The following is an 18,027-nucleotide window of genomic DNA, read 5'->3' on the forward strand; positions in this document are numbered from 1 at the left end:
AATCAGCATGGGAATTCCTGTGAAGCTGCCCGCGTTCGAAGGTCCTCTCGACCTTCTGCTGCATCTGATAGAAAGCAATAAGATAGATATCTATGATATCCCGATTGTCACGATTACCGATCAGTATATGGAATATATTCAGGCCATGGAAAAAAAGGATCTCAATATTATGAGCGAGTTTCTTGTCATGGCTGCCACTCTGCTGGAGATCAAAGCGAAGATGCTGCTTCCGGCTGAGGTCAACGAGGAGGGCGAGGAGATAGATCCAAGAGCGGATCTGGTGGAGCGTCTTCTGGAATACAAGCTCTACAAGTTTATGGCTGCGCAGCTTAAGGCGCGCCGGAACCAGGCAGGGCAGTCCTTTTACAGGGAAGCGGATATTCCCAAGGAGGTGGCGTCTTATATTGAGCCCGTAGATATGGAGAAGCTGATAGGGGATTTGACGCTGGCAAAGCTGGACGCGGTTTTCCGCGATGTTCTCCGCAGATCTGTAGATAAGATCGATCCGGTGCGGAGCGGCTTTGGAGAGATTGAGATGGAAGAGGTCAGTCTCGAAGACCGGATTTCTTATGTAGAGGAGACGCTGAAGAAGGAGCCGCGTACCAGCTTCCGGAAGCTGCTGGAGGGGAAGAAGCGCCGCGGGAAAATGCAGGTGATTGTGACCTTTCTTGCAGTGCTGGAGCTGATGAAGACAGGAAAGCTTACGGTAAAGCAGGAGGAGACCTTCGGAGAGATCTATATCGAATGGGAGAAGACTCCTGCCGGAGAGGGAAATGATAAGGCTGTGCCGGCGGCAGGCGCAGGGGAAACGGAAGAGCAAGGAGCGTAGAAGTTGGAAGAGAAGAGAACAGAGGCTGCCATACGGGCGGCTGTAGAGGCGATTTTATTTGCGGCAGGGGGGTCCGTGGAAGCTGCAAGACTGGCGTCGGCCCTGGAGCTGGATCCGGGCGAGATGGAGGATATTCTGCGGCGTATGGAGCTCCGTTATGAGGAGGAGGACCGGGGAATCCGCCTGGTGGAGCTGGAGAATTCCTGGCAGCTGTGTACGAAGACGGAGCATTACGAAGAGCTGATCCGCGTCGTGAAGCAGCCAAGAAAATATATTTTGACAGAGGTGCTTCTGGAGACGCTGTCTATTGTGGCCTATAAGCAGCCGGTGACGAAGCTGGAAATCGAGAAAATCCGCGGCGTCAAGAGCGACCACGCGGTCAATAAGCTGGTGGAGTACGGGCTGATCGAGGAGGTAGGGCGTCTGGACGCGCCCGGCCGTCCGATTCTGTTTGGTACGACAGAGGACTTCCTGCGCAGCTTTGGCATAAGCTCCGTGGAAGAGCTTCCGAAGGCTTCTCCGGAACAGATAGAGGATTTTAAGGAAGAGGCGGAGGAGGAGCTGGGACAGAAGGGAGCAGGGCAGAAGGAAATGGGACAGGCTCCGGAAAAGGACTCTGATGAAGCATGAAAAATAGAAAATCAAAAGATGGAGGATAAGTATGGGACATCTTACAAGCAGAAACGCCTACAAGAACCTGGAAGACCGTATTAACTGGTTTACCCAGGGAGCCCCTGCGTTTTCGGGCACACTTTACAAGATCCTGCAGGTGCTTTACACGGAAAAGGAGGCAAAATGGGTATCGATGCTTCCGGTGCGCCCCTTCACGGCAAAAAAGGCCGCAAAAATCTGGAACACCAGCGAAGCAAAGGCGGAAAAGTTTCTGACGCATCTGTGTGAAAAGGCCCTTCTGGTGGATTCCTTCCACAACGGCGTGCGTAAATTTGTGATGCCGCCTCCTATGGCGGGCTTTATCGAATTTGCCCTGATGCGTACCAGGGGAGATATCGATCAGAAGTATCTGAGTGAGCTTTATTACCAATATATGAATGTGGAAGAGGACTTTGTAAAGGAGCTGTTCTACGCTACCGAGACCCAGCTGGGCCGTGTCTATGTGCGGGAGCCTGTGCTGACCAACGAAAATACGCTGCACATTCTGGATTATGAGAGGGCCACGCATATCATAGAGGAAGCGGAGTATATCGGTCTGGGATTGTGCTACTGCCGTCATAAAATGTATCATGCGGGTCATCCCTGCGAGATAGGGGCGCCTCTTGATGTCTGTCTGACCTTTGGAAATGTGGCCCGTTCCCTGGCAGAGCACGGAGGCTATGCGCGGCTGATTGACAAGTCGGAAGCCATGGATGCTCTTCAGCGCTCCTACGATCACAACCTGGTGCAGATTGGGGAAAATGTCCGGGAAAATCCGGCTTTTATCTGCAATTGCTGCGGCTGCTGCTGTGAGGCGCTGCAGGCTGCCAGACGGTTCAGTCCCATGCAGCCGGTTGCGACGACAAATTACATTCCGGAAGTAAAGGAAGCCTCCTGTGTGGGATGTGGAAGGTGTGAGAAGGCCTGTCCGATCCTGGCGATTTCCATGAAGGAGGATGAACACGGAAAGAAAAAGGCAGTGATCGACACTGAGATTTGCCTGGGCTGCGGTGTCTGTGCGGGAAATTGCGCGAAAAAGGCCATAGAGATGAAGCGCAGGCCGATCCAGGTGATCACGCCCGTGAACAGCACCCATCGCTTTGTGCTTCAGGCCATTGAGAAGGGAACGCTGCAAAATCTGATTTTTGATAATCAGGCCTTTGCGAATCACCGGGCCATGGCGGCTGTATTTGCGGCGATTCTGGAGCTGCCGCCCTTGAAGCAGGCACTGGCCAGCAAGCAGTTTAAGTCTATCTATCTGGATAAGCTGATTTCCAGCCAGCTGAATAAAAATAAGAAGAAAAAGAATGTGTAAGATAAAAGATAAGAAAAAGCGGTACAGCCAGTTTTGGCTGTGCCGTTTTTTCATTGGAGCGGCTGGCGGTATACGTTTGTGAAAATAGTATGTTGAATTTTACGTTGATTTTCGTGTTGATTTTATGATATTTATATTGACTTGTGTTGAAATAATGCTATAATAAAACTAGAAATCAAGGGAAAGTCAAGCTGAAACGCAAAAAACAGCGACAATTTCAGGAGGGATTCAAGATGAATTTGGCAGAAGCAAAAGAGTATGCAAAGAAAAACATTCACAACAGGCCGCAGACGGAAGGCCGTCTGGCCGGAAAGATCGCCATCGTCACAGGAGGAGCCCAGGGCTTCGGACTGGGAATCGCGGAAGAGATGTACCGGGAGGGCGCAAGCGTGGTTCTGGCGGATCTGAATGACGCTCAGGCCAAGGAAGCGGCGAAAGGGCTTGGAGAGAGGGCTGTCGGCCTGAAGGTAGATGTGTCTGACGCAGCGTCCATGGAGGCCATGGTCTGTGCGGCTGTGGAGCATTTCGGCGGCATCGATATCTTTGTGTCGAACGCAGGCGTGCTCAAGGCTGGAAGCCTGGAGGATCTGACTCCGGAAGCCTTTGCCTTCGTGACAAAGGTAAATTACATAGGGTATTTCAATGCTGCAAAATATGCTTCCGCAATTATGAAAGCGCAGCACGAGGCAGATGAAAGCCTTTGGTTTGATATCATCCAGATCAATTCCAAATCCGGCCTGGAGGGCTCGAAAAACAACAGCGCTTACGCTGGCGGAAAATTTGGCGGCATCGGCCTGACCCAGAGCTTTGCGCTGGAGCTGGTAGGCTGGAACATTAAGGTAAATTCTATCTGCCCGGGCAACTTTTACGACGGGCCGCTCTGGTCCGATCCGGAAAGAGGACTTTTTGTACAGTACCTGAACGCCGGAAAGGTGCCGGGAGCGAAGACGGTGCAGGACGTGAAGGATTACTATCTGTCCAAATCTCCGATTCACAGGGGCTGTACGCCGAAGGATGTGTCAAAGGCGCTGTTCTACGCGGTGGAGCAGGAGTTTGAGACGGGACAGGCGATTCCGGTAACCGGCGGACAGACGATGCTGAATTAACCGGTATAAGACGGGAGGCGGCTTATGGATAAATTTGTAGAACGGCAGGAGGTGCTGAAGCTTCTGAATGCGCCGACGCCGGAGGAGCGTCTGGCAAATCTGGCGATCGTCATTGGAAGCGAGAAGCAGGCCCCCGAGGCAAAGCCTCAGTATGCCAATAACCATATCCACACCATTTATTCCTTCTCGCCCTACTCGCCTGCGGCGGCTGTGTACTGCGCCAGGGACGAGGGCCTTCAGACGGCGGGAATTATGGATCATGATACGATTGCAGGCGCGGTAGAATTCCGGAAGGCCGGAAAAATTGCAGGCATCGGAACGACCTGCGGCATGGAGTGCCGCGCGGATCTGTCCGGGACCAGGATGGCGGGAAGAAAGCTGAACAATCCGGATCAGGCGGGGATCTGCTATATGGCGATTCACAGTGTCCCGGAATCCGGTTTTGCACGGCTGAACGAGGTCTTTGCGCCTCTGCGGGAAAAACGCAATGTCCGGAACAGGAGGATGACGGAGAATATCAACCGTCTGATGGAGCCTTATGGCATTGTGCTGGATTTTGACAGGGATGTCATTCCCATTTCCCAGTATGAAAACGGCGGTTCTATCACAGAGCGCCATCTGCTCTGCGCTTTGAGCCAGAAGATTCTGGATAAGGCAGGAAGGGCTGCTTGCGCGGAATTTGTGGAAAAGCAGCTGGGAATCGCCCTGAACGAAAAGGCCAAGGAACGCCTTTCCGATCCGGAGAATCCCCACCAGCTTTATGATCTGCTCGGCGTAATGAAGGCTGAGCTGGTGGGCAAAATCTATGTGCCGGCCACAGATGAGTGTCTGCCCTTTGCAGAGCTTGTGAAGCTGGCAGATGAGGTGGGCGCGATCCTCTGCTATCCTTATCTGGGAGATGTGACGGATTCTGTCACAGGCGACAAGAAAGCAGCTAAATTTGAGGATGATTTCCTGGATGAGCTGTTCGAGATGCTGAAGGAGGAAGGCGTGCATGGCGTGACCTATATGCCGGCCCGCAATACGAGAGAGCAGCTTACAAGGCTTCAGAAGCTGTGCCGGGAATATCATATGACAGAAATTTCAGGAGAAGATGTGAATTCTTCCAGGCAGAGTATGATTTGTCCGGAGCTTTCGGATCCGCAGTTCAGACATCTGGTAGATGCGGCATGGAAGCTGGTGGAACGCGAAAAGGATTGAGCATCATGGAGAAAAATATGGAAGCTGTCCGGGAGCTGATGGCGGCGGCAAAGCATCTGGATGAGAAAGGAATTTTAAACGCGATTGAGGGCAACGTTTCTCTGAAGCGGGACGGCCTGATTTATGTGACGCCCAGCGGAAAAAATAAGGCGTTTCTGACGGAGGATATGATTGCTGTCGTAGACGAGGACGGCAACCAGCTGGCAGGCAGCTGCAAGCCCACTTCCGAATTGAAGCTGCATCTGCATGTATACAAAACGCGGAAGGATGTGGGCGGCGTCGTACATGCCCATCCCACCTGCCTGGCTGCGCACGCAATCTGCGGCCTGCCGGTCAGGACGAAGGCCTATGCGGAGCTGATGACAGTGTACGGAAGCTTTGAGGTGGCGCCCTACGGGCGGCCGGGAACGGACGATATCTGGAAGGGGATCGGGCCGCTTCTTCAGAAAAGCGATGTCATTCTGCTGGAGAACCATGGGGCTCTGGCGGTAGGGCCCAGTGTACTGCAGGCTATGAATCACATGGAAGCGGCGGAAGCCATTGCCAGGGTAGTGACGACTGCGAAGCTGATAGGCAGGGAAAAGGAGCTTCCGGAAGAGGAATGCAGAGCGCTGCTTTCCATGCAGGAAAAGAATCAGAAGGAATCGATTTCATAAAAGGAAAAGGAGAGAAATTATGAAGACAAAGGCACTGAGACTTTACGGCAAAGAGGATCTGCGTCTGGAGGAGTTCGAGCTTCCGGAACCGAAGGAAGATGAGATTCTGGCAAAGGTAGTATCCGACAGTATCTGCATGTCCTCCTACAAGGCGGCGATGCAGGGCGAGGATCACAAGCGTGTGCCGGATGATGTGGCAGAGCATCCGGTGATTATCGGACATGAGTTCTGCGGCGAGCTGGTAAAGGTAGGCTCCAAGTGGGCCGATGAATTCAAGGCGGGAGAGAAATTCTCCATTCAGCCGGCGCTGAACTATAAGGGAAGCCTGGCGGCTCCGGGATATTCCTATCAGTATATCGGCGGAGACGCTACCTATGTGATTATCCCGAACGAGGTTATGGAGATGGGCTGCCTGCTTCACTATTCCGGGGAGAGCTATTTCGGCGGTTCTCTGACAGAGCCCCTGTCCTGCGTAGCGGGAACCTTCCATGCCATGTACCATGTGACCAGAGGAAAATACGAGCATGACATGGGAATCAAGGAAGGCGGCAAGATGGCGATCCTGGCAGGCGTAGGCCCCATGGGCCTTGCGGCGATTGATTACATCATCCACTGCGACAGAAGGCCGTCTCTTCTGATTGTCACCGATATCGACGACGCAAGACTTGCCCGGGCTGAAAAGCTGCTTTCTCCCAAGGAGGCTGAGGCAAACGGCATTAAGCTGGTATATGCAAATACAGGTAAGGTAGAAAATGATCATGATTTCATGATGAGCTTCACAGACGGAACCGGCTATGACGATGTGCTTGCGTTTGCCCCGGTAGCTTCTGTGGTAGAGCTTGCAGACAGCATTCTGGCGCAGGACGGCTGCCTGAATTTCTTTGCAGGCCCCTCCAATCCGGAGTTTTCCGCAAAGTTCAATTTCTACAATGTGCATTATTCCGGAACCCATGTAGTGGGAACCTCCGGCGGAAATACCGAAGATATGAAGGAGTGCCTGCAGATGATCGGAGAAGGAAAGCTTGATCCGGCTATCCTGGTAACCCATATCGGCGGTATGGATGTGGCAAGAGAGACTACGCTGAATCTGCCCCATGTACCGGGCGGAAAGAAGCTCATTTATACCCACATTTCTCTGCCGCTGACAGCGATCGCAGATTTCGAGGAAAAGGGAAAGACCGATCCGATGTTTGCAAAGCTGGCTGAGCTGGTAGCAAAGACAAACGGTCTGTGGAACGCGGAAGCTGAGAAATATCTGCTGGAGAACGCTCCGGCGATCTGAAAAACCGGAACTTAAATACAGAGGCGGCAGGCGGCATTCCATGCCGCCTGCCCGGGCCGCCGCAGGACAAAGCGGTCAAACGTCTGTCCTGCGGCGGTTCTTTTTTTGGAGACGGAAAAGCCATCGAAGGAGCAGAGCTGCAGGCGGATATTTGGGGACTTGCCACAGGCGCGCCATCCAGATATAATAGAGGCAGATAAAGGAGAAAAGATATGAACAGTTTTGAGCAGCTGATAGGAAACAGAATACTGGTGAGCGCGGTGACAGGCTGGTTTGTGGCCCAGATTTTAAAGACTCTGATTTATACCCTGATGACAAAGCGGTTTGAACCGGAACGTCTGGTCGGATCGGGCGGTATGCCCAGCTCCCATTCTTCTACCGTCTGTGCGATGGCTGCGGCTTCCGGGCAAATTTATGGCCTGGGCTCCTTTGAATTCGCGGTGACAGTCATAATTGCGATTATTGTCATGCATGACGCCATGGGTGTCCGCCTGGAGACAGGAAAGCAGGCCAAGCTCATCAACGAAATTGTAGAGACCTTTAAAACTATGAACGGAAAGACGCTTGCCGAGGAAAAGCTGAAGGAATTTGTGGGACATACTCCTCTGCAGGTTTTGATGGGGGCTATTCTGGGGATTGCGATAGGCATCCTTATGGTATGATTTTGAAATATGGAAATACAGGAAAGACTGCTGAGAAATATATCTGTTTCCGGCAGTCTTTTTTGCATGGAAGCTGCATAAAGCTGCTGCTGCGGGACATACTGGCTACTGTCCGTACAGAATCATGCGTCTGCTGCAGCGGTCGTATGAAAGCGCAGCTAAATGATATTATTTATCATTTAAATGTCTTGAACAGCAGTGGATTCTATGGTAAGATAGCATCATGAAAGTTAGCCAAAGCTAACCAAGAGAGTCCTGATACCTGCGGACTCTTTTTGAAACTAAAACGGTTAGAAAGTACTAACTTCGAACAAAAGCAGCTGCCGGTGCCGTGTTTTATCGCAGCAGCCATCAACCAGTTTTCATAAAGAGAGGAAAGATGCCTATGAGTATTGTGATTATCGGAGGACATGACCGTATGGTCCGCCAGTACCATGACATTTGTAAGGCCTATAAGTGTAAGGCAAAGGTCTTTACCCAGATGACCGGAGATTTGAAAAAGCAGGTTGGGAAACCGGATCTGTTTGTACTGTTTACAAATACAGTGTCTCACAAAATGGTGAAATGTGCGCTGGAAGAGGCAAAGAAGAACAATGTCGAAGTGGTACGCTGTCACACCAGCAGCCGCGCGGCCCTTGAAGAAATCCTGGGGAGCTATTGCTGATGGACAGCGCGCGGGAAAGGCTTGAAAGACTTCTGGCGAACCATTGTGCGCCTGTTTTCTGCGGGCAGAAAACGGCGAATCTGGTGGCAGCCCCTCAGGAGCTGGCGCCATATCTTCCGGAAATCCTGATGGGGAGCAGGATTTGCTGGGTAAAGCTCTGCGGCTGCAGAAAATACTGCCATCTGCTTTTTTATGAAAAAGAACGGATGGAAAGGTACCTGGCAGGTGAAAAGCACCAGGACTTCTTGAAGGCGTACGGATATGAAGGCGGGGAGCTTTCGGGAAAGCTTCAGCTTCTGGCGGAGCGCTATGAGAGGTATCAAAAGAGGGGCGGGAAATTTCCACATGAAATAGGCCTCTTTTTGGAATACCCGCTGGAAGATATCGAAGGATTTATTGTGCATCAGGGCAGGAACGCGTTAGAGTGCGGCTACTGGAAGGTGTACGGAAATGTGGAACGGGCAAGAGAAGTATTCCGTCTTTATGACGGGCTCCGGGAAACGCTGACTGCGATGGTGGCGGCCGGCTTCAGCCTCCGGGAGGGCGTGGCAGAAGCTGTATGGCGAATGGCATGATACAAGGCAGACGCAGGAGCGGCAGCCTGCAGCCCGTGCGGCAAAACAGAATAAAAGACCTTCGGGCTTTTATATAAAAAACATGAAAAAGAGTGCAGGAGGAGAAAAATGAAGATAGTATATTGGAGCAGCACAGGAAATACAGAGCGTATGGCACAGATGCTGGGCGAAGAGCTTGAAAAGCTCGGAGGAAGCGCAGAGGTGGCAGAGGTCTCTTCTGTATCCCCAGCGGATTTGGAAGGTGAGGCTGTCTTTGCTCTCGGATGCTCAGCCATGGGTGACGAGGAGCTGGACGAGGGAGAGATGGAGCCCTTCGTGCAGGAGGTGGAGAAGTTTGCTTCCGGTAAAAAAATCGGTCTTTTCGGCTCCTATGACTGGGGTGACGGTGAGTGGATGCGTAAATGGGAAGAACGCATGAAGGAAGCGGGAGCAGAGGTAGCCGGAACTGTAATTGCCAACAATGAGCCGGACGATGAGGATCAGGCAAAGCTGGCGGAGCTGGCCAAGGCGCTCTGCGGTTAAAAAATTCTGGTTAGTATTAACAAATTAGTTATTGACAACTCTGGGAAAAAGTGCTTTAATACTTATTGGAAATGATAGTTATTCTCAATTGCTTAAGAGGAGAAAGGATGGAGAGGCTCATGGCACTGGCAATGATGGAAGTTGGAGAAACGAGGACGATTCAGGAATTCCATGGAAAGGAAGAAGTGAAGAGGCATCTTCAGGATCTCGGCTTTGTGAAAGGGGAAAAGGTGCAGGTGGTAGGTGAGAACCCCAGCGGCATGATTCTCCTGGTAAAGGGCGTGAGAATCGCGCTGAACAGAGGCCTGGCTTCTCAGATTATGGTAGCGTAATCCGGGCGTTGAGAAACGGAAAGAGAGGGCAAGGGAAGGAATGACACTGAAAGAAATGAAACCGGGTCAGTCCGGAAAGGTGGTATCCATCGGCGAAAGCGGGCAGCTGAAGCGCAGAATCATGGATATGGGGATCACTCCCGGCGTTGAGGTCAAGGTAATCAAGGTGGCGCCGCTGGGCGATCCGGTGGAAATCAATGTGCGCGGCTACGAGCTCAGTCTCCGCAAAGAGGAAGCGGCGCGTATCGAGGTGCAGTAAGCAAAAAACAAGGAAAGCAATGCAGGGTTAAGGTCCGCTTAACCCATAATTTTACGCATGGCGTTAGCTAAAACTAATTATTGTAAACTAACCGTGCGGGACGAGTGGAGGAAGACAAAAATGTCATATGTAATTGCGCTGGCGGGAAATCCCAACTGCGGAAAAACAACTTTATTCAACGACCTGACAGGTTCCAGGCAGCGTGTCGGAAACTGGCCGGGCGTAACGGTTGACAAAAAGGAAGGTACATATAAGAAGAATAAGGAAATCAATATCATGGACCTTCCGGGAACCTATTCCCTGTCCCCGTACTCTGCCGAGGAGATTATCGCCAGAGATTATATCGTCATGGAGAAGCCGGATGCGGTGATCGATATTGTGGACGCAACCAGTATCGAGCGCAACCTGTATCTGACGCTTCAGATTATCGAGACTGGAATTCCTACGGTTGTCGCCCTGAACATGATGGACGAAGTGGAAGCCAGAGGAGACAGGATTAACGCAGAGAAGCTGTCAGAGATTCTCGGCGTTCCGGTCGTTCCGATTGTGGCCCGTAAAGGCAAGGGCGTTCCGGAACTGATGGCCCAGGCCGTGGAAGTGGCGAAGGCGAAGAAGGCCCCAAAGAAGCTTCCGATTTTTGACGACAAGCTGGACGCGACGGTTGCAAAGATCAAAGAGGCTCTGGATGCGGCCGGCGAGGCTGACAGCGCCTGGAAGGCTGTCAAGCTGCTGGAGAACGACGAGAAGGTTGGCGAGAAGGTTTCCGCCGAGCTGAAGAGCCAGGCGGAGAAGATTGTGGCTGATGCCTATGGCGCAGGCGCGGATCTGGAGGCTGTGGTAGCGGACCAGCGTTATCAGTATATTTCCAAGGTCGTGAAGGACACAGTCAAGAAAGGAAAGACCGGTCATGTGGAGACTACCTCTGACAAGGTGGATAAGATCCTGACCAACCGGATTCTGGCCCTTCCGATCTTTGCGGTGGTGATGTATATCCTGTTTGCCTGCACGAACAGCGAAAACTTCCTGTTCCTTGGCATCAACAGCCCGGGTATCTGGCTGGCCGGCGTGGTGGAGACTGCCTGGGGCTGGGTAACCGGTCTGGTGGAAGGCCTGGTAGCAAACGCTTCTCCGTGGGTGTATTCCCTTGTGATTTACGGCATCATGGGCGGTATCGGCGCTGTGCTCGGCTTCCTGCCGCTGATTTTGGTGCTGTACGTACTGGTGTCCTTCCTGGAGGACTGCGGATACATGGCCCGTGTAGCCTTCGTGCTTGACCGTATTTTCCGTAAATTTGGTCTGTCCGGCCGCGCGTTTATTCCGCTGCTGCAGGGCTTCGGCTGCTCTGTTCCGGCTGTTATGGCTACCCGTACCATGGAGTCTGAGAAGGACAGAAAGATTACGACTATCCTCTGCGGCTTTATGCCCTGCGGCGCGAAGCTGCCGATTTTCGCCCTGATTGTTTCCACCCTGTTTGCGGACAGCAATCAGACGGCTGTTACTTACTCTCTTTATGTGTTCAGTATTGTGGTTGCGATTATCGTGGCGCTGCTGCTGAATAAGCTGGTGTATAAGGATGACACCTCCAACTTTATCATGGAGCTGCCCCAGTACCGTATTCCTACCGTAAAGACGATTGCACTGCACGGCTGGGAGAAGGTAAAGGCCTATGCGCAGAAGGCCGGAACCGTAATCTTCGTTTCCACGATTCTGATCTGGTTCCTGTCCAACTTTAACATCGATTCCTTCAACGGAAACAATGCGGCCGCCAATGAAGACGGAAGCATCATGTGCGAGATGGACGACAGCTTTATGGCTTCCCTGGGCGGTGTGCTCGCTCCGATCTTTACGCCTCAGGGCTTCAACGAGTGGAGACCGGCGGCAGCTATCGTGACAGGCTGGATTGCGAAGGAGAACGTAGTAGTTACCTTCTCACAGCTGTACAGCGAGGATGTCACGCCGGAATATCTGGAAGGCTTCTTCTCCCAGTACAGTCCGGAGGAGCTGGAAGAGCTGGGCTTTGAAGGAGGCGTATACGACGCGGAAGCGGCTCCGGACATTTATTCCGAAAGCATCCTGTTTGAGGGCGCTGACGAGAATGCGCTGCCGACTCTGCATGAGGATATCCCGACCAAATCCGCGGCTTACGCCTATATGGTATTCAACCTTCTGTGTATGCCCTGCTTCGCGGCAGTGGGCGCCATGAAGCGTGAGCTGAAGACCTGGAAGGAGCTTGGAAAGGCGGTAGGCGTACAGATGCTGACCGCGTATGTAGTCTCCCTTCTGGTAAATGTGGTCGGCGGACTGTTTATGAACTGAGTCTTTTAAACTGACAGAAACGAAAGAATGGAAAAGAGCCGGCACAGAATATGCTATATCCTGTGCCGGTTTCAAAAAAAGTATGGTATAATGAATGACAGGGAAGGAAAGTCAGAGCATGAGTCAGGAAATGATTATCAACCGTTTAAAGGAGCGGGGGTTCCGGATTACGAAACAGAGAAGACTGATTATCAGCACCATATTGGAAAATGACTGTTCCTGTTGTAAGGAGATCTATTATCAGGTCCGGGAAAAGGACCAGGCGGTTGGAATTGCAACCGTGTACCGGATGATAAAGACCCTGGAAGAGGCAGGCGTCATTGACCGGAGAAACATGTATCGAATCGGAGATGTGAAGGAGGAAGATTGATATGACAGATATCATTGTACTTTTAGTAGTTGCGGCAGCGTTGGTTTTCTGTATCCGTTCTATTATCCGCAATAAAAAGCGCGGAGGCTCTTCCTGCGGCTGTGCAGGCTGCAGCGGCTGCAGCAGCGCCTGCGCCTGCGGGGATAAGAGGAAAAATCCGTAATACAGGCTAGGGTCATCTTTTCATCGTATAGATTTCTTTATCATTTTTATCGATTTCAAAGCTCTCCGGGGATATTCTAATCAGCCTGGTTCCGACGGGCATATCAATATACTTAAAAATATCCGAATCTAATTGCTGCCATACGGCGCCTACGCTCAGGAGGCTGATATTCTGATAGTCTGAACAATATTCATCGTCTTCGTTTCCGGCGGTAAAAACCCAGCCGCTGTCTTTTTCATCACAGGGCTCCTGCCTTTCCATATAGCCGACCTTCCAGCCCTCCTCCGTGATCCTTTTTGAAACGCAGGCATTTAAAGCTAAGATTTCTCTTCTGTTTATCCAAACCATGTAATCCCTGCGCCTGTCTGTGAATTCGCGGAGCATGTCACTGCCGGGCTCAATATCTGTACAGATATCCTCCACGTCTGCGTCCCATATTCCTTTATCATCTGCTTCGTTTCTCAATATAGCGGCCAATGCAGCGATATCCGCTTCCGCTGCCTCGATACAGATGCTTACCTCCTTGAGGAGCCTTTTCCCTTTTTCATCGTAAAGATATAATACGGCGTTTCCATCCGGAAAAAGCATCAATTTGGCAGCGCCCAAATTGTCTGCGTCATTATAAAACACCATAAAAGCCGGCAGTCTGTCGTTTACATACCAGTCAAATTCGGTGCCATTATTTCCATTCATATAAAAAACGGCCCCATTTTTTTCTAAATCGCTTTTTTTAACATGAGGCAGATAGAAGGCCATATTCTGCGCCATGATTTTCTGGATTTCCTTCACTATTTTGTTCATAGCGGTTTCCTCCGTCATTTTATTTCGCTGTTGAGGTCTGAGGGTTCCTGTCAGCTTATGGTAGCATATCGGCAGGCGATTTTCAATTTCCTCAGGATTTTCCTGTAAAAAATTTTGCGGTTATGTGAAAATAGCAGGAGGCTGAGAAAATTGCAAGCAGAGGATAGAAACTTCTATTTAGCTCTGTGCCGGAATAAAATGAAAGGAAATCAGGTACAGGTCGTGTTGAAGTGAAGAAAATGTTCCGTATTCTGCTCATGGCAGCCCTCGTCTTAAGCCTTTCTCTGCAGGCCTACGCGCAGACAGAGACGGCTGGGCAGGAGACGCCCTCTGAGCTTCGCCAGCTTTACGCGCAGTCCGCGGTTCTGATGGACGCGGATTCTGGGCGTATTTTGTTTGAGAAAAACGGGTATGAACAGAGGCCCATGGCCAGCACTACCAAGATCATGACGCTGATCGTTACACTGGAGAATGCCAATCTGGACGAGATTGTGGCCGTGTCGGAGTATGCGGCCGGAATGCCTGATGTGCAGCTTGGCATCCGGGCGGGAGAACAGTACCGGCTGGAGGATCTGCTCTATTCCCTGATGCTGGAATCCCACAATGATTCCGCCGTGGCGATTGCGGAGCATGTGGGAGGCTCGGTGGAGGGCTTTGCGGCCATGATGAACGCCAAGGCCAGAGACATCGGCTGCTACGACACCTATTACATAACGCCTAACGGCCTGGACGCTGAGGATGAGAACGGTGTCCATTCCACCACAGCGGCGGATCTGGCCCGCGTGATGCGCTACTGCATCTGCCAGTCGCCGAAAAAGGATGAATTTCTGAAAATCACCCGGACAAATGCCTACAGCTTCGGGGATGTGGAGGGGCTTCGGAATTTTACCGTGGGAAACAAGAACGCTTTCCTGGGTATGATGGAAGGAGCTCTTTCGGGAAAAACAGGCTTTACGAATAATGCGGGCTACTGCTACGTGGGAGCACTGGAACGGGACGGCAGGACCTTTATTGTGGCGCTTCTGGCCTGCGGCTGGCCCAATAACCGGAGCTATAAATGGAGCGATACCAGAAAGCTTATGAGCTACGGGCTGGAAAACTACCAGTATCAGAATGTATGGCAGGATGTGATGCTGGGGAGCATTCCGGTGGAAAACGGGATTCCCGAGAGCGGGAATCTGCAGGATGAAGCGTATACGGGGCTGAAGCTGGCGTCAGAGGAGCCGGACCTTGCGCTTTTGCTGGCGGAGGGTGAAGAGGTTCAGGTAAAGACAGAGCTTTCGGAAAGCCTTACGGCTCCCGTGGAGCCGGGCATGATCGTGGGGAGCGTCTGCTATTATCTGAATGGGACGGCGGTGAAGGCTTATCCCATAGAAGCGGTGGATGCGGTGGAGGAGCTGACGCTGCGGTGGTGTTTTTTCAAAACGGCAGAAAAGCTTTTTCTGTAGCATGTATTCTGTGTGCGGCGGATTTCAGAAAACCGGATAGGGCGGGAATGCCGGGACATAATCCCCCGGATAGGCATTCCTGGCACTGAAGCCAGAAGAAAATTCTCAGTATTGGAGAAAACATCCCCGGGGGCGGCTTGTGCGGAGAAAAAAGTGGCCTTAAAATAGGCTTGATAAAAATACAGAGACTTATGAAGGCGTTTTATACTGCAGGAGGGAATGAAGAATGAAAGGTACAAAGAAGATTCTGGCGCTGCTTTTGTGTCTGGCTATGGCCGGCACACTGCTTTCGGGCTGCGGAGGAAGCGAAGACAGCGCGGATGGAACAGGCAGCAGGGGAGGAAGCAAAAGTCTGGTCATCGGAACAGGACAAAGCTGCGGCACCCTGGACCCTCTCCAGAGCTACGACGGCTGGTACGCGGTTCGTTTTGGCTTTGGCCAGACGCTCACAAAGCTGAATGACGATTTTTCTGTATCTGGCTGGCTTGTGGAGGATGACTATACGGTAAACGAGGACAATACGGTCTGGACCTTCACAATTCGGGATGATGTGACTTTTTCCAATGGAGCGAAGCTGACGGCAGAGCTGGCAAAGGCGTCTCTGGAGAATGTTTATGAGAATGGTACGAGAGGCACGGAGTATTTCACGCCTGCGTCCATAGAGGCAGAGGGCCAGACGCTTACGATCACCACGGAGAACCCCGAGCCGATTCTGCCGAACAAGCTGGCGGATCCGTATTTTACGATTATCGATACCACGGTGGATATGACGAATATCGCGGATGAAGGTCCCATAGGGACAGGCCCCTTTGTGGTGGAATCCTTCGATCCGACCACGAAGGAGACTGTAGTGGTGAAAAATGAAAACTACTGGGGCGGTGAGGTCCTCGTGGATCAGATTACCTTTGTCTATACGGAGGATCAGTCCACGCTGACCATGGGGCTTCAGTCTGGAGACTTTGACGCGGTGTACAATGTGAGCATGACCAGCATCGGAGACTTTGAGGATAACGACGACTATATCATCGTGAGAACTGCCAGCGGCCGCACTACCCATGGCTTTATGAACCAGAACGGCGTGCTGGGAGACGAGACGCTCCGTCAGGCGATCATGCGTTATATCAATAAGGAATCCTACTGTGAGGATCTTCTGAACGGGGAGTACGTGGTGGGCAAGACGCTCCTGACTTCCGCGTCGGCCTACGGCTATGACGAGCTCACCGATATCAACGCCTATGATCCGGAGAGCGCGGTGCAGCTTCTGGACGAAGCCGGCTATGAGGATATCGACGGGGACGGCTTCCGGGAGACTCCTGACGGGGAAGAGATCAATCTGCGTTTTGTATACTACACCGGACGGCCGGAGCAGCAGATTGTAGTGGAGGCCACACAGCTTGAGCTTGCCCGGCTTGGCATTCAGGTGACGCCGGAGGTACATGACACCCAGACGGTTATCGACATGCTGGGAAGCGGCGACTACGATATGCTTTGCATGAGTATTAACGTGCTGAACTGTGGCGATCCGGAGAACCATATGACGACCTACTTCAAAACGGGCGGCAGCTACAATGCCTCCGGCTATTCCAGCGCGGAATTTGACGCGATCATGGACGAGCTGACAGTGACGGCAGATCCGGAACAGCGGGTAGAACTGGTCAAGGAAGCAGAGCAGATCCTGATGGATGACAGCGTCTGTATTTACTACTGCTATCCGATTATGAATTTTGTCACAAAGAGCAGTGTGAGCGGAATCACAAGCACGCCCGCAGATTTCTACTGGGTAAGCGAGGATACGGATGTTCAGGTATAATCGGAATAATTCAGTACCTTCACAGCAGTTGCGCATAATCTGAAATCATTCAGCTGACGGAGGCCAGCGACATCGATTCGGTCCGGGGGAGACTTGAGGTGAGAGTATGAGAATCGGAAAGACAGAGATACAGGCAGGAGAAAAAAGAACGGGCTTTCTCCCGGTGGAGGGAAACGGGGCCTCTCCGCCCTTTACCGTGATACGGGGAGGCGAAGGAAAGACGGCTCTTGTGACGGCAGGAGTGCATAATGCGGAATATCCGGGAATCCAGGCGGCCATAGAGCTGGCGGAAGAACTCGTGCCGGAGCAGGTGAAGGGGACGGTGATTATCGTTCCCCTGGTGAATGTCAGCGGCTTCGAGCGGCGGACTATGAGCACGGTGTATGAGGACGGGAAAAATCTGAACCGGGTATTTCCCGGCGCAGTCCTTGGCACGGCGGCGGATCGCACGGCGGCCGCCGTGGTATCGGAGCTTTTTTCCAGGGCAGATTGCTATATCGATCTGCACGCGGGGGACGGCTACGAGGATCTGCACCCGTACGCGTATTATGTGGGGCCTGTGGATAAAAAGGTCCGGGAGACGTCGTTTCAGATGGCGCGCCGCGTGAACGCGGAGTATCTGGTAGAATCCTCCTGTACTACCGGGGGAGCCTACAACTATGCCAGCGCCGCCGGGATTCCCAGCATCCTGATTGAGAGGGGAGGCCGGGGACTCTGGAGCCGGGAAGAGGTGGAGGAAGATAAGAATGACGTCAGGCGGGTTCTTTCTTATTTTGGCATTCTGGAGGGAGAGGCGGAGCCTGTGCGGGAGCAGACTGTGTTCCGGGAGGTTGTCTATGAGAACGCTCCGGAGAGCGGCTGCTGGTATCCGGCTTTCCGTCCGGGAGAGCGCGTCAGAAAGGGCGATACGCTGGGGGAGATCCGCGATTATTTCGGAAGGACTGTCCATGTATGTACGGCAAAAGGGGACGGTGTTCTTCTGTATCAGACGGTCAGCCTGACGCTTCTGAAGGGCGGTCCCATGGCGGCCTATGGCCTCTGGCCGGAGGAGGGCTGAATGTATTCT

The 18,027-nt window shown here is 52.2% G+C and carries 20 protein-coding genes; 19 read left to right on the forward strand and 1 reads right to left on the reverse strand.

All coding sequences use genetic code 11. The annotated features are described in order from the left end of the window. Window positions 1-7 precede the first annotated feature (7 nt). The 16 genes from B5E77_RS14625 (at window position 8) to B5E77_RS14705 (ending at window position 12,902) form a co-directional block, all read left to right on the forward strand. Window positions 8-829, forward strand: a complete 822-nt coding sequence (locus B5E77_RS14625) for a segregation and condensation protein A (RefSeq protein ID WP_087166100.1) — start codon at window positions 8-10, stop codon at window positions 827-829. 3 nt (window positions 830-832) lie between these two features. Next, entirely contained in the window at window positions 833-1,459 is a 627-nt protein-coding gene (gene scpB, locus B5E77_RS14630) for an SMC-Scp complex subunit ScpB (protein WP_087166101.1), read from the forward strand. 31 nt (window positions 1,460-1,490) lie between these two features. After that, entirely contained in the window at window positions 1,491-2,795 is a 1,305-nt protein-coding gene (locus B5E77_RS14635; RefSeq protein WP_087166102.1) for a 4Fe-4S dicluster domain-containing protein, read from the forward strand. A 233-nt stretch (window positions 2,796-3,028) separates the two neighbouring features. Beyond that, entirely contained in the window at window positions 3,029-3,901 is an 873-nt protein-coding gene (locus B5E77_RS14640) for an SDR family NAD(P)-dependent oxidoreductase (protein ID WP_087166103.1), read from the forward strand. Between the two features lie 24 nt (window positions 3,902-3,925). Further along, entirely contained in the window at window positions 3,926-5,101 is a 1,176-nt protein-coding gene (locus B5E77_RS14645) for a PHP domain-containing protein (RefSeq protein ID WP_087166104.1), read from the forward strand. 5 nt (window positions 5,102-5,106) lie between these two features. After that, window positions 5,107-5,757: a class II aldolase/adducin family protein gene (locus tag B5E77_RS14650; protein WP_087166105.1), complete on the forward strand. Its 651-nt coding sequence runs from the start codon at window positions 5,107-5,109 to the stop codon at window positions 5,755-5,757. A 19-nt stretch (window positions 5,758-5,776) separates the two neighbouring features. Further along, complete coding sequence (locus B5E77_RS14655; RefSeq protein WP_087166106.1) at window positions 5,777-7,039, forward strand: zinc-binding dehydrogenase; 1,263 nt, start codon at window positions 5,777-5,779, stop codon at window positions 7,037-7,039. Between the two features lie 212 nt (window positions 7,040-7,251). Continuing rightward, window positions 7,252-7,701, forward strand: a complete 450-nt coding sequence (locus tag B5E77_RS14660) for a divergent PAP2 family protein (protein WP_087166107.1) — start codon at window positions 7,252-7,254, stop codon at window positions 7,699-7,701. Between the two features lie 385 nt (window positions 7,702-8,086). Continuing rightward, window positions 8,087-8,365: a DUF2325 domain-containing protein gene (locus B5E77_RS14670; RefSeq protein WP_087166109.1), complete on the forward strand. Its 279-nt coding sequence runs from the start codon at window positions 8,087-8,089 to the stop codon at window positions 8,363-8,365. Then, window positions 8,365-8,940, forward strand: a complete 576-nt coding sequence (locus B5E77_RS14675; protein WP_087166110.1) for a DUF3793 family protein — start codon at window positions 8,365-8,367, stop codon at window positions 8,938-8,940. Before B5E77_RS14670 ends, B5E77_RS14675 begins: the two co-directional genes overlap by 1 nt. Window positions 8,941-9,048: 108 nt before the next feature. Next, window positions 9,049-9,462, forward strand: a complete 414-nt coding sequence (locus B5E77_RS14680) for a flavodoxin (protein WP_087166111.1) — start codon at window positions 9,049-9,051, stop codon at window positions 9,460-9,462. 119 nt (window positions 9,463-9,581) lie between these two features. Further along, window positions 9,582-9,794, forward strand: coding sequence for a FeoA family protein (locus B5E77_RS14685; RefSeq protein ID WP_087166144.1), 213 nt, complete (start codon window positions 9,582-9,584; stop codon window positions 9,792-9,794). A gap of 40 nt (window positions 9,795-9,834) precedes the next feature. Next, complete coding sequence (locus tag B5E77_RS14690) at window positions 9,835-10,053, forward strand: FeoA family protein (RefSeq protein ID WP_087166112.1); 219 nt, start codon at window positions 9,835-9,837, stop codon at window positions 10,051-10,053. Window positions 10,054-10,173: 120 nt separating this feature from the next. Further along, entirely contained in the window at window positions 10,174-12,369 is a 2,196-nt protein-coding gene (gene feoB, locus B5E77_RS14695; RefSeq protein ID WP_087166113.1) for a ferrous iron transport protein B, read from the forward strand. A 118-nt stretch (window positions 12,370-12,487) separates the two neighbouring features. Next, a complete protein-coding gene (locus tag B5E77_RS14700; RefSeq protein WP_087166114.1) occupies window positions 12,488-12,739 on the forward strand; it encodes a Fur family transcriptional regulator in 252 nt (83 codons plus the stop codon). Window position 12,740: 1 nt separating this feature from the next. Further along, window positions 12,741-12,902, forward strand: coding sequence for a FeoB-associated Cys-rich membrane protein (locus B5E77_RS14705; RefSeq protein ID WP_087166115.1), 162 nt, complete (start codon window positions 12,741-12,743; stop codon window positions 12,900-12,902). 12 nt (window positions 12,903-12,914) lie between these two features. Here the strand turns inward: B5E77_RS14705 and B5E77_RS14710 are convergent, their stop codons facing one another. Further along, window positions 12,915-13,703, reverse strand: a complete 789-nt coding sequence (locus B5E77_RS14710) for an immunity protein Imm33 domain-containing protein (protein WP_162609716.1) — start codon at window positions 13,701-13,703, stop codon at window positions 12,915-12,917. Window positions 13,704-13,942: 239 nt separating this feature from the next. On the opposite strand from B5E77_RS14710, the gene B5E77_RS14715 reads away from it, so the two are divergent. From B5E77_RS14715 to B5E77_RS14725, 3 genes are all read left to right on the forward strand, one after another. Further along, window positions 13,943-15,151, forward strand: a complete 1,209-nt coding sequence (locus tag B5E77_RS14715) for a D-alanyl-D-alanine carboxypeptidase family protein (protein WP_087166117.1) — start codon at window positions 13,943-13,945, stop codon at window positions 15,149-15,151. Between the two features lie 226 nt (window positions 15,152-15,377). Further along, a complete protein-coding gene (locus B5E77_RS14720; RefSeq protein WP_087166118.1) occupies window positions 15,378-16,961 on the forward strand; it encodes an ABC transporter substrate-binding protein in 1,584 nt (527 codons plus the stop codon). A 106-nt stretch (window positions 16,962-17,067) separates the two neighbouring features. Then, window positions 17,068-18,018 carry a succinylglutamate desuccinylase/aspartoacylase family protein gene (locus B5E77_RS14725; protein ID WP_087166119.1) on the forward strand — a complete coding sequence of 317 codons (951 nt, stop codon included), beginning with the start codon at window positions 17,068-17,070 and terminating at the stop codon, window positions 18,016-18,018. The last annotated feature ends 9 nt before the right edge of the window (window positions 18,019-18,027 follow it).

It is taken from the genome of Lachnoclostridium sp. An131 (assembly GCF_002160825.1).
In the GTDB taxonomy this organism is placed as follows: domain Bacteria; phylum Bacillota; class Clostridia; order Lachnospirales; family Lachnospiraceae; genus Laedolimicola.

Bases quoted from the DNA above. Each gene is read 5' to 3' on its own strand.
- B5E77_RS14690 (WP_087166112.1), top strand. From the start codon at position 9,835: ATGACACTGAAAGAAATGAAACCGGGTCAGTCCGGAAAGGTGGTATCC.
- B5E77_RS14625 (WP_087166100.1), top strand. From the start codon at position 8: ATGGGAATTCCTGTGAAGCTGCCCGCGTTCGAAGGTCCTCTCGACCTT.
- B5E77_RS14670 (WP_087166109.1), top strand. From the start codon at position 8,087: ATGAGTATTGTGATTATCGGAGGACATGACCGTATGGTCCGCCAGTAC.
- B5E77_RS14715 (WP_087166117.1), top strand. From the start codon at position 13,943: ATGTTCCGTATTCTGCTCATGGCAGCCCTCGTCTTAAGCCTTTCTCTG.
- B5E77_RS14655 (WP_087166106.1), top strand. From the start codon at position 5,777: ATGAAGACAAAGGCACTGAGACTTTACGGCAAAGAGGATCTGCGTCTG.
- B5E77_RS14680 (WP_087166111.1), top strand. From the start codon at position 9,049: ATGAAGATAGTATATTGGAGCAGCACAGGAAATACAGAGCGTATGGCA.
- B5E77_RS14720 (WP_087166118.1), top strand. From the start codon at position 15,378: ATGAAAGGTACAAAGAAGATTCTGGCGCTGCTTTTGTGTCTGGCTATG.
- B5E77_RS14685 (WP_087166144.1), top strand. From the start codon at position 9,582: ATGGCACTGGCAATGATGGAAGTTGGAGAAACGAGGACGATTCAGGAA.
- B5E77_RS14705 (WP_087166115.1), top strand. From the start codon at position 12,741: ATGACAGATATCATTGTACTTTTAGTAGTTGCGGCAGCGTTGGTTTTC.
- B5E77_RS14710 (WP_162609716.1), bottom strand. From the start codon at position 13,703: ATGAACAAAATAGTGAAGGAAATCCAGAAAATCATGGCGCAGAATATG.
- B5E77_RS14675 (WP_087166110.1), top strand. From the start codon at position 8,365: ATGGACAGCGCGCGGGAAAGGCTTGAAAGACTTCTGGCGAACCATTGT.
- B5E77_RS14725 (WP_087166119.1), top strand. From the start codon at position 17,068: ATGAGAATCGGAAAGACAGAGATACAGGCAGGAGAAAAAAGAACGGGC.
- B5E77_RS14645 (WP_087166104.1), top strand. From the start codon at position 3,926: ATGGATAAATTTGTAGAACGGCAGGAGGTGCTGAAGCTTCTGAATGCG.
- feoB (WP_087166113.1), top strand. From the start codon at position 10,174: ATGTCATATGTAATTGCGCTGGCGGGAAATCCCAACTGCGGAAAAACA.
- B5E77_RS14635 (WP_087166102.1), top strand. From the start codon at position 1,491: ATGGGACATCTTACAAGCAGAAACGCCTACAAGAACCTGGAAGACCGT.
- B5E77_RS14660 (WP_087166107.1), top strand. From the start codon at position 7,252: ATGAACAGTTTTGAGCAGCTGATAGGAAACAGAATACTGGTGAGCGCG.
- B5E77_RS14650 (WP_087166105.1), top strand. From the start codon at position 5,107: ATGGAGAAAAATATGGAAGCTGTCCGGGAGCTGATGGCGGCGGCAAAG.
- B5E77_RS14700 (WP_087166114.1), top strand. From the start codon at position 12,488: ATGAGTCAGGAAATGATTATCAACCGTTTAAAGGAGCGGGGGTTCCGG.
- B5E77_RS14640 (WP_087166103.1), top strand. From the start codon at position 3,029: ATGAATTTGGCAGAAGCAAAAGAGTATGCAAAGAAAAACATTCACAAC.